The 13,211-nt window shown below is 67.8% G+C and carries 11 protein-coding genes; all 11 read right to left on the bottom strand.

Annotation, left to right across the window (positions count from 1 at the left end; translation table 11 throughout):
* Window positions 1-107 precede the first annotated feature (107 nt).
* Window positions 108-1,514 (bottom strand): proline--tRNA ligase, encoded by a 1,407-nt coding sequence (gene proS / locus VNF71_05550; protein ID HVA74009.1) that lies wholly within the window; start codon window positions 1,512-1,514, stop codon window positions 108-110.
* Between the two features lie 58 nt (window positions 1,515-1,572).
* Entirely contained in the window at window positions 1,573-2,829 is a 1,257-nt protein-coding gene (locus tag VNF71_05555; GenBank protein HVA74010.1) for a GNAT family N-acetyltransferase, read from the bottom strand.
* 156 nt (window positions 2,830-2,985) lie between these two features.
* Window positions 2,986-4,251: a flavodoxin-dependent (E)-4-hydroxy-3-methylbut-2-enyl-diphosphate synthase gene (ispG, locus tag VNF71_05560; protein HVA74011.1), complete on the bottom strand. Its 1,266-nt coding sequence runs from the start codon at window positions 4,249-4,251 to the stop codon at window positions 2,986-2,988.
* A gap of 89 nt (window positions 4,252-4,340) precedes the next feature.
* Window positions 4,341-5,708, bottom strand: a complete 1,368-nt coding sequence (locus tag VNF71_05565; protein ID HVA74012.1) for a M50 family metallopeptidase — start codon at window positions 5,706-5,708, stop codon at window positions 4,341-4,343.
* An 11-nt stretch (window positions 5,709-5,719) separates the two neighbouring features.
* Entirely contained in the window at window positions 5,720-6,967 is a 1,248-nt protein-coding gene (dxr, locus tag VNF71_05570) for a 1-deoxy-D-xylulose-5-phosphate reductoisomerase (protein ID HVA74013.1), read from the bottom strand.
* A gap of 14 nt (window positions 6,968-6,981) precedes the next feature.
* Complete coding sequence (locus tag VNF71_05575; protein HVA74014.1) at window positions 6,982-8,931, bottom strand: phosphatidate cytidylyltransferase; 1,950 nt, start codon at window positions 8,929-8,931, stop codon at window positions 6,982-6,984.
* Between the two features lie 41 nt (window positions 8,932-8,972).
* Window positions 8,973-9,542 carry a ribosome recycling factor gene (gene frr / locus VNF71_05580; protein HVA74015.1) on the bottom strand — a complete coding sequence of 190 codons (570 nt, stop codon included), beginning with the start codon at window positions 9,540-9,542 and terminating at the stop codon, window positions 8,973-8,975.
* Window positions 9,542-10,270, bottom strand: a complete 729-nt coding sequence (gene pyrH, locus VNF71_05585) for a UMP kinase (protein HVA74016.1) — start codon at window positions 10,268-10,270, stop codon at window positions 9,542-9,544. The genes frr and pyrH overlap by 1 nt, the downstream gene beginning before the upstream one ends.
* Before the next feature lie 105 nt (window positions 10,271-10,375).
* On the bottom strand, window positions 10,376-11,179 hold the full coding sequence (gene tsf / locus VNF71_05590) for a translation elongation factor Ts (protein ID HVA74017.1): 804 nt from the start codon (window positions 11,177-11,179) through the stop codon (window positions 10,376-10,378).
* Window positions 11,180-11,185: 6 nt separating this feature from the next.
* On the bottom strand, window positions 11,186-12,220 hold the full coding sequence (gene rpsB / locus VNF71_05595) for a 30S ribosomal protein S2 (GenBank protein HVA74018.1): 1,035 nt from the start codon (window positions 12,218-12,220) through the stop codon (window positions 11,186-11,188).
* Between the two features lie 215 nt (window positions 12,221-12,435).
* Window positions 12,436-13,209 carry an RNA polymerase sigma factor WhiG gene (whiG, locus tag VNF71_05600; GenBank protein ID HVA74019.1) on the bottom strand — a complete coding sequence of 258 codons (774 nt, stop codon included), beginning with the start codon at window positions 13,207-13,209 and terminating at the stop codon, window positions 12,436-12,438.
* Window positions 13,210-13,211: the final 2 nt, after the last annotated feature.

Here is a 13,211-nt window from a genome sequence, read left to right on the forward strand (position 1 = left end):
AAAGCGTGGGCACCCTGCTACGCAGGTGCGGCCCACGCCAGCGAACCGCCCCTGCGGGCGGTTCACTCGAGTATAGCCGCCGGCAGCCCGCCGGCCTCTGCCGAGGATCAGTAAGCCCTGCCCACTACGGCCTGCAGGCCCACCTCGTCGTCGGACTCGGCCAGCCCCCCGTCAGCAAGCTGCAGGCAGCGGACCGTCAGGCTCGACGTCGCCAGCTCGAGCTCCCCCGCTTCACCTACCTCGCCCCAGGGGACCACCGCGAACCCCGAGCCCGCCGCCTCGACAGCCTCCCCGAGGGTGGCGACCGACTCGGTACGCGCCGCGCGCGCCGCCTCCGCCTCGGCGAACAACGCCTGCTGCGCCTGGGCCAGAGCTGCCCTCGCCGCTTCGGCCGCAGCCGTGACGGCCACCGGCTTCTTCTCCTGGGTATCGCGGCGCACGAGCGTCACCCGCCCCTCGGCGAGATCCCTCGGCCCGACCTCCACCCGCACCGGCACTCCCTTCAACTCCCAGTCCACCGACCTCCGGCCAAACGACATCCCCACCCGTTCGTCCACCCTCACCCTCACTCCCGCCTGCCGCAGCTCCGCCGCGATCGCTTCGGAGGCCGTGCGCACACCCTCGTCTTCGCGTACGACGAGCACAACCACCTCGACAGGCGCGAGCTTCGGTGGCAGGCGCAGGCCGGCGTCGTCGCCGTGGCACATGATCAGCGCGCCGACGAGCCGCGTCGACACGCCCCACGACGTCTGCCACGCGTATTCGAGCGAACCCGACTCGGAGGAGAACTGGATGCCGAAAGCCTTGGCGAAGTTCTGGCCGAGCTCGTGGCTGGTGCCCATCTGCAGCGCCTTGCCGTCGCCCATCATCCCCTCGCAGGTCCAGGTGCGGATGGCGCCGGCGAAACGCTCCCGCGCGGTCTTGTGACCGGTCAGCACCGGTACGGCCAGCACTTCGTGCATGGTTGAGACGTAGACGTCGCGCAGGATCCGCAGGGCGTAGGCACGGGCGGCGTCGTAGGTGGCATGCGCGGTGTGCCCTTCCTGCCAGAGGAACTCGCTCGTTCGCAGAAACAGACGCGGTCGCAGTTCCCAGCGGACCACGTTGGCCCACTGGTTTATGAGCAGTGGCAGGTCCCGATAACTCTGGATCCACTTGGCGAAGAAGCTGTTGATGACGGTCTCGCTCGTCGGTCGCACGACGACCGGCTCCTCCAGCTGCTTGCCGCCGCCATGGGTCACGACGGCGAGCTCGGGGCTGAAACCCTCGACGTGCTCCGCCTCGCGATGCAGGTACGACTCCGGGATGAACAGTGGGAAGTACGCGTTGTCGGCGCCGGCCTCCTTGATCCGGGCATCCAGCTCGGCCTGCATCCGCTCCCAGATGGCGTAACCCCACGGGCGGATCACCATCGTGCCGCGGACGGGCCCGTTGTCGGCGAGCTCGGCCTGGGTGATGACGTCCTGGTACCAGCGGGGGAAGTCTTTGTCCCGGGGTGTCAGCGGGGATGCCATGACCAAAGAAGCTACGAGAAAGCGAAGAAGCTACGGGAAAAGAGCGGCCGTGGGGCGTTCAGAAGCCAGTGACGGTCGAGGGGGCGGGAGCGGCTGCGAAGAGTCTGTTGGCCGTCGCGATGCTCCCGGGCGTCAACTCCTCCACGAGGCCGGCCGCTGCGAGCGTCGTCGCGCTTGCCCCGCCGAGGTAGAGCGATCCGAGCGTGGTCACGCTGAGGCAGATGTCCGCCGGTGCAGTCGCTTTGGCTCTCGCGCAATGCGCTCCGTGCGGCCCGGCTTCTAGCGACCACGCCCCGATCGCCGGGTCTTCGCCGGCCGTGTCGTCGGGGAGCACATCGATCGTGAGCTGCGCCTCGGTGCTGTACCCGCGTGCTGTCAACGCACCAGGGACATCGAGGATCCGGAGATGGAGGCGGTCGTACACCGCCTTGGTCTGTAACTGCCGCGGGTCGGCAAGGCGCCAGCGGACCGGCTCGTCGAGCGGGCGCCGGCGGAAGGTCACGTGACCGATGAGATCGAGGTCGAGCACGAACCGCCAGAGCGCCGCCTGCACCCCGGGGTCGGCCGCCGCGACCTCCTCGACGACGACCTCGGCCCGCTCGCCCCTCAGAATGTCGGCGTCGCGCTTGGCCCGGTAGCCCACGTACCCGTCCTCGGTCGCGGCGAAGAAGAGGCCGCTCGCACCGTGCCGGTCTGTCGGCTTGTCGGCGAGCACCTCCTCCCAGAACTCGGGTGTCCGGTTCGGCTCGCCCGCGCGAGCGGTCCTTGCCGTGTCGAACAGCGTGGGCAGGATCTTGGCCGCCTCGAAGTGATCGATCAGCCGGATGTCTCGCGGGGCCGGGTTCGCCTTGAACGCGGAGCGAGACGAGTCGATCCGGTACTCCGCCGAATCGCTCGCGAGCCCGAACCCGAAGCGGCCGTAGATGATCGACTCGGACGCGATCAGGCCCGCGAGCGGCTCACCTCTTTCACGGCAGTCGTCGAGCATCCTCGACATCATCTGGGTCAGCAGGCCCCGCCGGCGGTGGGTCGGATGAATTCCGACGGCGGTGACGCCTCCCATCCGGACGATCGGGCAGGCTCGACCAGGCGACGCGGGAACGGTGAGGTCCATCGTGCGTACGCCGCCGTTACCAACGAACTGCCCGCGGTCCTCCGCCACCCACATGCGCTCGGTCTCGAGGCGTGCGGCCCTCGGCTGATCTGCGGCGTCGTCCTCAGCAGAGCCCGTGTTCGGATCCAGGAACGGCACCCGCACCGATTTGAGGAACGCGGTCTCTTCCCCGGGTTGTAGGCGTCTCAGGGTCACTGGCATATGTCCAGTGTTGCGCCCCGCCGGGGGGCGCCGCAGCCGATTTCCTACTGCCGGCGTGCCGCCAGTCCCCCGCCGGCGTGCCGCCCCTATTCCCGCCGGCCGCCAGCGAGGAACTGGGTAGCTTTACTATCCCCGGAGGATACTCAGGCTACCCACTCAGGCCTGCGGTGGGTCCGGCTGGTCGCGCAGCCGGCGGTCGATGAGCTCGACCCGCTCCTCGCTGTGGTTGGCGTCGGCACCCTTGGCGTCCAGGAGAGCGAGGCGGTCCGCTTCGGCTTCGGCAGCGGCGTTCGAGTCGGCAGCGGCGAGGCGTGCCGCGACGCCCTCCTTCACGAGCTTCTCCGCCTCGTCCACGAGGGCGGAGACCATCTCGTCCTCGGGTACCACCCGCACGATCTGTCCACGTATGAACAGGTGCCCGCGGTGGCGGCCAGCCGCGATCCCCAGGTCTGCGGATCGCGCCTCACCGGGGCCGTTGACCACGCAGCCCATCACCGCGACCTGCAACGGGATCTCGCGGTTCTCGAGGGCTGCCTGCGCTTCCTGAGCGACCTTGTACACGTCGATTTCGGCGCGCCCGCAGGCCGGGCATGCGATCAGGTCCACCGATGTGCGCTCGCGCAGGCCCAGTGCTTCGAGCAGCACCCGCCCCGCACGCGCTTCCTCCACCGGATCGGCGGTGAGCGAGTAGCGGATGGTGTCGCCGATGCCCTCACACAGCAGGGTGGCTATGCCGGCGGTGGCTTTGATCGTCCCCGCCGGCGGTGGGCCGGCCTCGGTCACTCCGAGATGCAGCGGATGGTCAGTGACCTCCGAGAGCTGACGGTACGCCTCCACCATCAGCGGCACGTTCGAGGCCTTGACCGAGATCTTGACGTCGTCGAAGTCGACCTCGGCGAACAGCCCCAACTCGATCTGGGCGGACTCCACCAGTGCCTCGGGGGTGGCACCGCCGTACTTCTTGTAAAGACGGGGATCGAGCGAACCGGCATTCACGCCTATCCGGACGGGCACGCCGCGGTCCTTGCACTCGCGGGCGACGAGCTTGATCTCCTCGGGCTTGCGCAGATTGCCGGGGTTGAGCCGCAGGCAGTCGACGCCGGCCTCGAGAGCCGCAAGGGCCATCTCAACGTGGAAGTGGATGTCGGCGACGATCGGCACGGGGCTGCGGGGGACGATCCGTGCCAGTCCCTCAGCGGCCTCGCGTTCGTTGCAGGTGCATCGGACGATGTCCGCGCCCGCCGCCTTGAGGGCGTAGATCTGCGCGAGGGTCCCCTCGACGTCGGCGGTCTTGGTGATCGTCATCGACTGCACGCTGATCGGCGTTCCGCCGCCCACCGCCACCTGCCGGCGCGCGTCGGGGCCGACCAGGAGCCGGCGGGTCTGGCGCCTCGGGTAGCGCGACTCGGCGTCGGTCTTCATACGGCCCCGAGCCTACCGGGCCCGCAGCGCCGAACCCGGGCCGCGACGGCCTCGGACGGTGTGCAGGCAGCGTCGGGCGCTCCCCTCACTCAAGCGGCGAGGTCGCGGAGGTCGAGGAAGAGCGCCGTGAGCCCGAGGAAGAGGATCAGCCCGATGCCGAGGTAGAACAGCGGGAGCATCCGGGACACGTCGGCTCGGTAGCGCCGGCCGGGTCTACTGCGCACCCCTTCGTAGAGCGCGACGACCACGTGCCCGCCGTCGAGGGGGAACAGCGGGATGAGGTTGAAGATCCCGAGTGACAGGTTGATGACCGCCACCAGCCACAACACGATGGGCATGCCGCTCTGTCCGGCCTGGTGCAGCAACCGGACGACGCCGACGGGAGATTCGAAGCGGACGCCGGAGCTCCCGCTGTCAGCAGCCTTCTGGTTCGTGAGCATGTGCAGGTACGAGCTGATGCCATGGAAGCTGAACAAGTGACCGAAGGCGTCGACCGTCTTCGCCGACACTTGCACCCAAGCGCCGCCGGCACGGCTCACGGACTCGCCGAGGCTCGAGTGGATGACGACGCTCGGTGCGATGCCGAGGAATCCGACCGGCGCTGCGTTCTTGCCGGCGGGCGGGAGCGCGGGGGCGTTGGGGCCGGCGAGGGTGACGTCGTTGCGGTTGACCGGCACGGGATAGAGGTGGACGAAGGATCCGTGACGATCGACGGTCACGTCGAGACGGCGGCCGGCATGGCTCTGGATGTAGTCGGTGAGCTGCGTCCAGGAGGCGAAGTGGTGCCCGTCGACCGCGACGATCCTGTCTCCCAGGTGGAACCCGGCTTTCTGCGCTGGACTGGCACCTGTGGTGAGACCGTCGATCTCGACGATGGGACTCGACGCGGGAAGTGCCGAGGGGGAAGCGAGGTAGTTGCCGGCGTCGCCGGTCCAGAAGAACATGGCGAACAGGACGGCAAACGCGATGAGGAAGTGCATGCTGGACCCTGCAAGCGCGACCGAAAGGCGGCGCCAGAGCCGCGCCTGCCTGTAGGTGCGCGGCTCGTCGGCCGGGTCGACCTCTTCGAGGTTGTTCATCCCGATGATCCGGCAGTAGCCCCCGATCGGCAGCGCCTTCACGCCGTACTCAGTCTCGCCCTTCTGGACCGACCAGAGGCGCGGGCCGAAACCTACGAAGAACTGGGTGACCTTCATGCCCGCCGCCTTGGCGGTGATGAAGTGACCGAACTCGTGGGCGATGATGCAGGCCACGAGCCCGAGGACGAGCAGAACCGTCTCACCGGCGCCAGCAGCGAAGCCGAGCGCGATGACGATCGCGACGGCGATCGCCAACCGCAGGAGCGCTCTGCTCTGGGAGGGCAACTCCGGCTCGGGCTCCTCGGGTTGCCGGCGTGTCGCCAGGCCCAGAGGGTCCGCTTCGAGGGCTTGGCGCCAGCCTCCTCGAACGTCGGTCACGGCTTCGCCATTCAACCCGGGCGGGGCCCCAACCCCGCCCTCCTCCCCAGCGTTGGGGCTCCAACCCCACGCCGGGCTGTCACAGCGGCGAGGCGCCCGATCGCCGCCTCGGCCATCTCGCGACCCCCCCGATCCGCGTCCAGTACGTCCTCGACCGTAAGGGGCTCGCGTCCGGGGCACTCGTCGAGCGCGGCCGCGATGACGTCCGGGATGTCAACCCACCGGATGCGCCGCTCCAAGAAAGCGGCGACAGCAACCTCGTTGGCGCCGTTGAGCCACGCCGGCGCGGTGGCTCCCGCGCGCCCCGCCCGGTACGCCAAGCCGAGGCAGGGAAACGCTTCCAGATCGGGGGTCTCGAACTCGAGCGCCGGGAGAGTCGCCCAGTCGATGCCCCCGAAGGGAACGGCGAGCCGGTCGGGATAGGCAAGCGCGTACCCGATGGGTAAGCGCATGTCCGGCAGAGAGAGCTGCGCGATCGTGGCGCCGTCGGTCGTTTCGATCATCGAGTGAACCACTGACTGAGGGTGGACGACGACGTCGATTCGGTCGTAACCCACGCCGAACAGTTCGTGCGCCTCGATGACCTCCAGACCCTTGTTCATCAACGTCGACGAATCGATCGTGATCTTCGGGCCCATGCTCCACGTGGGGTGGGCGAGGGCGTCCTCGACGGTCACCTCTGCAAGTGATTGGCGGGTTCGCCCTCGAAACGGCCCCCCGCTGGCAGTGAGCACGATCCGCTTCAATGGCATCGAGGGCGTGTCAGGCAACGCGGCCATCTCTTTTTCCGACAACAACGACCGCAAGCACTGATGCACAGCGCAGTGCTCGGAATCGACCGGTACGATCTCCGCCCCTGCAGTCCGACGAGCCGCCTGCACCACGGGACCGCCGGCTATCAGCGACTCCTTGTTCGCCAGCGCGAGACGGCAGCCCGCGTTCAGCGCGGCGAGCGTCACCGGCAGGCCGGCGAATCCGACCACGCCGTTCACGACCACATCGGCGACGGATGCGATAGCCGCCAGCGAGTCGCGGCCCGCAAGAACCTCCGTGCCGGGGGGCACAGAGCCTCTCAACTCTCCGGCCAACGACTCGTCGGCGATCGCAACCACCTTCGGCTTGAACTCGCGCGCCTGCTCTGCAAGCCGAGCAACCGACGATGCCGCGCCGATCGCGACCACCTCGTAGTCCCCGGGCTCCGCTCTGATCACATCGAGAGCCTGAGTGCCGATCGAACCCGTGGACCCCACGAGGCTCACAGAGCGCATGCGAGCTATTTGACGATGCTGAACAGGGTGGCCACGTAGAACGCGGCCGGAAGCGCCAGCAATACAGAGTCGAACCGATCCAGCAGACCGCCATGGCCGGGCAGCACGGTGCCCGCGTCCTTGATTCCGATGTCACGCTTGACCATCGACTCGAAGAGGTCTCCGAGCGGTGCGGCGACCCCGACGACGATGCCGAGCACCAAACCGTGCTTCATGCCTCCCCAAGGCGCCAGCTCTTTGCCGATGATCGCGCCGGCGACGATCGCAGCGATCAACCCCCCCGTGAACCCCTCGACGGTCTTGCCCGGGCTGACATTGGGGGCCATAGCTTTGCTTCCGACAGAGCGGCCGACCATGAAGGCCACGATGTCAGCCACCACGGCGACGATCACGGCGCCAAGGAACAGGCCCTTGCCCTGGTGGGCTCTCAACATCAGGGACGAGTACGAACCAAATACCGCGACCCACACGAAGGTCATTGTCGTGACCGCGGCGTTGCTCACAGGCCGCGCTTCTACGATGCCCATCAAGTACCACGTCATGGCCCCGGCGAATACCAGGATGACGCCGAGAGGAAGCGCTTCGATCCCCTTCCAGTACGCGCCGAGCACGACGCCAACCGTGGCCACGAGCCCGAGCAGCGTTGCGGGCTTGAACCCGGAACGTTGAAGCATCCCGTACGCCTCTGCGGCTGCTGCGGTTATCACGACAGCCGCTAGGACGATGAGCGCTTTCGAACCGATCGCGTATGCGATGGCGAGGAGGACGATCAATCCGATGCCGACGACGATGCGGCTGGGAAGGTCGTCGCGTCCACGTCCACCGTCGTTGCGGCCCGGCGCCGCCGGAATTCCGCGCTCGACGCCTCGACGGCTCGACGCGCTCCTCGAATGGCGGCCACGCGAAGAGGTGACGGCCGCCGCGCGCCCTCTCACCGGCTCGGGCTCGAATTCGTCGAAGTCGGCGAGCGGCACAGCACCTGTGCGTTCGGCCTCGACGCGCTCGAAGTCCTCGTCAAACGAGTAGAGGTCCGAGTGCTCGGCCCTCGACTGGTCCAAAGCCCCGGTCGGCTCCACGTCAGAAGCAAGCTCCGACAGCTCACCCATGTCGTCCCAGTCGCCGGCGTCGTCGCGCCAGCGGGTCACGCGGGTGCCCAACGCCTGCCAGGCAGCGAGGTCGTCCTCCTCGCCGGCGTCGTCCTCCCCGATGAAAATCCGGGGAACCTCGCCCGTGGGCGGATCGGTCCAGTGCGGCAACTCGGTCCCACCGGTCACGGTCAGGCCCCCTTCTTGTTCACGTTGTGCAGGCGTTTCGGGAGTCCCCGGCTCGGTCCGTCGTTCCCGGCCGGCCGGCGTGGAGTCCGGGGGTTCCCCCTCATCGGCTGCGGAGTACCGCGGCCGGGGCGGCTCAGGCGACGGAGCCGACGGGGCTGACCGGGGTGACGGGGCTGTCGGATCCGGCGACTGACCGGTCGACGCCTGCGGCGGGATGAGCAGTTCGGTCGTGCGCTCGCCGAGCTCCCAGCCCTGATCCTCGTCGCTGGGGCTCCACAGCGGGGCCTGGGACTGCCCGGCCCCCTCCGGCTCGTGCAACGGTGCACCCGCCTCGGACACCGGTGCGGTCCACCGGCTGTCTGGGCCTTCCGGCTCCTCCGCTCGCGTACGCGGTGTTATCCGGCGGCCGTGGTTGCGTTCCTCGGAATGGAGGGGAACTGCCACGGGCGGCCGCGGGACCGCAGACGCCGGGTCGATCGAGTCGGGCAGGGGGAAACGGTGCTGCGGCCTGGGGCCCGATGGCGCAGGCGGAACGTCGCCGAACCTGAGCTCGTCGTCCGGGCGCCGTCCCGCGGCCTCTCCCGCGTCCAGCGCGGCCTGCGCCTCGTCCGCCCGGATGATCCTCACACCCTCGGCCGGCCGGCGCTCTGACCAGTCCCTCTTGTCTTTGCGCTCGCTCACGGCATTCCTCCTCTTGAGATCGTCCGGACCCAACCCGCGGATCAGACGACCAGAAGCTCTTCCTCTTTGTTGTGCAGCAGACGGTCGATCTCGGTCACGAACTCGTGGGTCACCCTGTCGAGATCCTTTTCCGCCCGTTCCAGCTCGTCGCTGGAGATGTCGCCGTCCTTTTCGAGTGATTCGAGGTCCTTTCGTGCGGACCTCCTGATGTTGCGGACCGACACCCGCCCCTCTTCCGCCTTGTGGTGCGCCGCCTTCACGTACTCCTTGCGCCGCTCCTCGGTGAGCGGGGGGAAGTTGAGACGGATCACCGTGCCGTCGTTGTTCGGGTTGACGCCGAGATCGGAGTTCTGGATCGCCTTCTCGATCGCCTTCAGCGAACCTTTGTCGTAGGGGGTGATCACGAGCACCTTGGCCTCGGGGACCTGGATCCCGGCCAGCTGCTGGAGCGGGACTTCGGACCCGTAGTAATCGACCTTCAGCTTCTCGACAAGGGCCGGTGCAGCCCTGCCGGTGCGGATCGAGGAGAACTCGCTGCGGGTGTGCTCGACAGCCTTGACCATCTTGTCCCGAAGGTCCTCGAGCACGGCTGCGACGTAGTTGTCCTCCATCAGCGGATCAGCGTACCGATCTGCTCCCCCCGAAGTGCGCGACGCAGGTTCCCCGGCTCCATGATGGAAAAGACCAGGATCGGGAGGCTGTTCTCCTTGCAGAGGGTTATGGCGGTGAGATCCATGGCCCGGAGGTCCCTGGCTATCACCTCGTCAAAGCTCACCGTGGTGAGTTTCTTGGCATCCGGATGTGTGCGGGGGTCCGCGTCGTAGACGCCGTCGGCGACGCCGTGCGTCCCCTTGAGCAGCACGCCCGCTTCGATCTCGACCGCACGCAGGGCGCCGGCCGTATCGGTCGTGAAGAAGGGGTTGCCGGTCCCGGCGGCGAACACGACGACTCTCCCCTTCTGGAGATGCCTGATGGCCCTCAGCCGGATGTAAGGCTCGGCCAGTTGCGACATCCCGATGGCGGTCTGGACCCTCGTGGGCTGGCCTTGGCGCTCGAGGGCGTCTTGGAGCGCGAGGGCGTTGATGACGGTCGCGAGCATGCCCATGTAGTCGGCGCTGGCGCGATCCATCCCCGTCGCCGAACCGGTTGCGCCGCGCCAGATGTTCCCGCCACCGACCACGACGGCGATCTCGATGCCGGTGTCGTGGTGGACCTCGGCTATCTCCTTGGCGATCCGCTCGACGACCGCCCCGTCGATCGTCTCGTCGGCCGCTTCGCTGGCGAAAGCCTCGCCTGACAGCTTGAGAACGACCCGCTTCCACGGGGCCGGCTGTTCCACAGGACTCCGAGCGTAGTTCGGCCCGGGCACCGGCTGTGGCCGCTCGGGGCCGCCAGGTTCGCCGCCGGGGGTGGCCCTCTCCGGGCACGGCGGGCCTTCCCGGGTTCAGCCTCCGATAACCGCTTGGGCGAACCTCACGACCTTCGCGGCACCGAGAACCTGGGCGACCGTCTGCTTGTCGTCGCGTGCGTAGGGCTGCTCGACGAGGACACCACCGGGGACGCGCTTGTACCAGCCGTCGAGGCGACCCTCGACGATCTTGGGCAGCGCCTGCTCGGGCTTGCCCTCGTTGCGGGTCTGGGCTTCCAAGGCAGCTCGCTCGGCGGCCACCTCGTCCGCCGGGACTTCGTCGCGGGTGAGGTGGCGGGGCTTGCCGAACGCGATGTGCACAGCGATGTCGTGGGCGAGCTCCGAGGAGCCAGCTTCGAGCTCGACGAGCACCGCGTTGACACCTCGGCCGTTCTGGACGTGCAGGTAGGTCTCGAGGGTGTTGCCCGGGGGAGCCTCGAAGCGCACGACCTGTCCGACGGCGATGTTCTCCTTCAGCGCGAGCTTCAGATCGTCGATCTCGTCGGAGTAGCCATCGACGGCGGATTCGCCGTTGGCCGCGACGTCTTCGGCCAGTTTCCTGGCCATGCTCACGAATTGGGGTGACTTCGCCACGAAGTCGGTCTCCGACTTCAACTCAACCAATGCCGCCGCGTTACCGGCAGTGGCGACCGCAACCGCGCCTTCGGCGTTCTCGCGGTCGGACCGCTCTGCGGCCTTGCCCAGGCCGCGCTCGCGGAGCCAGCGCGCGGCTTCCTCGAAGTCCCCGTTGCTCTCGGTCAAGGCTCTCTTGGCATCCATCATGCCGGCGCCGGTCGCGTCGCGAAGCGCCTTGACGTCCTTAGCTCCGAATTCAGCCATTCGTTGTCATTGCTCCTGGTCGTTCGTCGTGCCCGCTGCGGGGGCGGCGGGTTCGGCCGGCGTTTCGGCCGATCCTGCGGCCGGGGCGGGTTCGGCCGGCGCTTCGGCCGATCCTGCGGCCGGGGCAGCCTCAGCCGCTGGCGCTTCAGCCGATCCTGCGGCCGGGGCAGCCTCAGCCGCTGGCGCTTCAGCCGGCTGCTGGCGGGCCTCGGCCAAGCGGGCTTCCCGCTCGGCCTGGGCGATCGCAGCCTGGCGCCTCGCCTCTCGCTGCTGCTCCTCGCGGCGGGCTTCCTCCTCGGGATCCAGCACGGGCGGGCCGGCCGCGGCCGGCGTCCCGGCGCGCCCGGCCCTGCGCGATGCGATGAAGCGGCCTTCCTCGACCGCGTCGGCGATCACCCGGCACATGAGGGTCCCGGCGCGGATGGCGTCGTCGTTGCCGGGGATGACGTAGTCGATCAGGTCGGGGTCACAGTTGGTGTCGACCACTGCGACGATAGGGAGGCCGAGCTTGTTCGCCTCGGTGACGGCGATGTGTTCTTTCTTGGTATCGATGATGAACACCGCCTCGGGCAGGCGCGACATGCCCCTTATCCCTCCGAGGTTGCGCTGTAGCTTGTCGAGCTCTCGGGTGAGAATGAGGGCTTCCTTCTTGGGCATCGCGTCGAAGTCGCCGGCCTCCCGCATGCGCTCGTATTCCTGCATCTTCTTGACGCGCCCGGCGATGGTGGCGAAGTTGGTGAGCATGCCACCGAGCCACCGCTCGTTGATGTAAGGCATACCGCACTGCAGTGCGTAGCGGGCGATCGGGTCCTGTGTCTGCTTCTTGGTTCCGACGAACAGCACCGAGCCGTTGTCTGCGACCATGTCGCGGACGAACGAGTACGCAGTGTCGATGCGCTCGAGGGTCTGCTTGAGGTCAATGATGTAGATGCCGTTGCGCTCTCCGAAGATGAAGCGCTTCATCTTCGGGTTCCAGCGGCGCGTCTGGTGCCCGAAATGGACGCCCGCTTCCAGCAACTGCCTCATGGTGACGACGGCCATGGCCGTTTCTCCTTCCCATCGGTTGGTCTCGATCCGCCGTGCGCGCGCTGCGGCTTCTCCGCAACGACCGTGGGTGCACGACGGGCGTGTGAGGTCCCGCTTGTTCGGGACAGCTGACCAGAATAGCGGATCGGGTTTAAGAGGTTCGCAGAGTTGCCTGAGCAGAAGAACGCTGCTGAGCAGCGTTCTTCTGCTCCACCGATGGAGCGAACCTCTTAGCGCTCGGCCAGGAGGAGACGGCCGCGCAACTGCATGATCGCCTTCGTGTGGATCTGGCAGACCCGGCTTTCAGTGACCCCGAGGACCTTGCCTATCTGGGCGAGCGTCAAGTTCTCGTAGTAGTAGAGACTGAGGACGATCTTCTCGCGGTCGCCGAGACGGTTGATGGCGCCGGCGAGGATCTGCTTCATCTCCTCCACTTCGAAAGCGGCCATCGGTCCGTCGTTGCGGTCCGCCAGGGTGTCGCCGAGCGTCGCCGACTCGCCGCGGTCACCGCCACCTCCGGATATGACCTCGTCCAGCGCGACGATGCCGATGTAGGAGATCTGGCCGAAGATCTGCTGAAGGTCGTTTTCCGAGATCTGGAGCTCAGAGGCGACCTCGGCGTCGGTCGGCGCACGACCGAGAGAGGCCTCGAGCGAAGCGTACGCCTGCTCGACGGCTCTCGCCTTGGCGCGGACGGACCGTGGCACCCAGTCGATGGAGCGGAGCTCGTCGATGATGGCGCCCTTGATGCGGGTGATGGCGTACGTCTCGAACTTGATGTTGCGGTCGGTGTCGAACTTCTCGATGGCATCGATCAGGCCGAACATTCCGTAGCTGACAAGGTCGGACTGGTCGATGCTGTGCGGCAGGCCCGCCGAGACGCGCCCGGCGACGAACTTCACGAGCGGCGAGTAACGAACGATCAGCTGGTCGCGGATGCGCGTGTCACCGCTCTGCTTGTATTCCACCCACAGCAGGTCTACGTCCGGTTCCGCGGCGCTCATTC

It is taken from the genome of Acidimicrobiales bacterium, assembly GCA_035533095.1.
GTDB lineage: Bacteria > Actinomycetota > Acidimicrobiia > Acidimicrobiales > Palsa-688 > DATLUM01.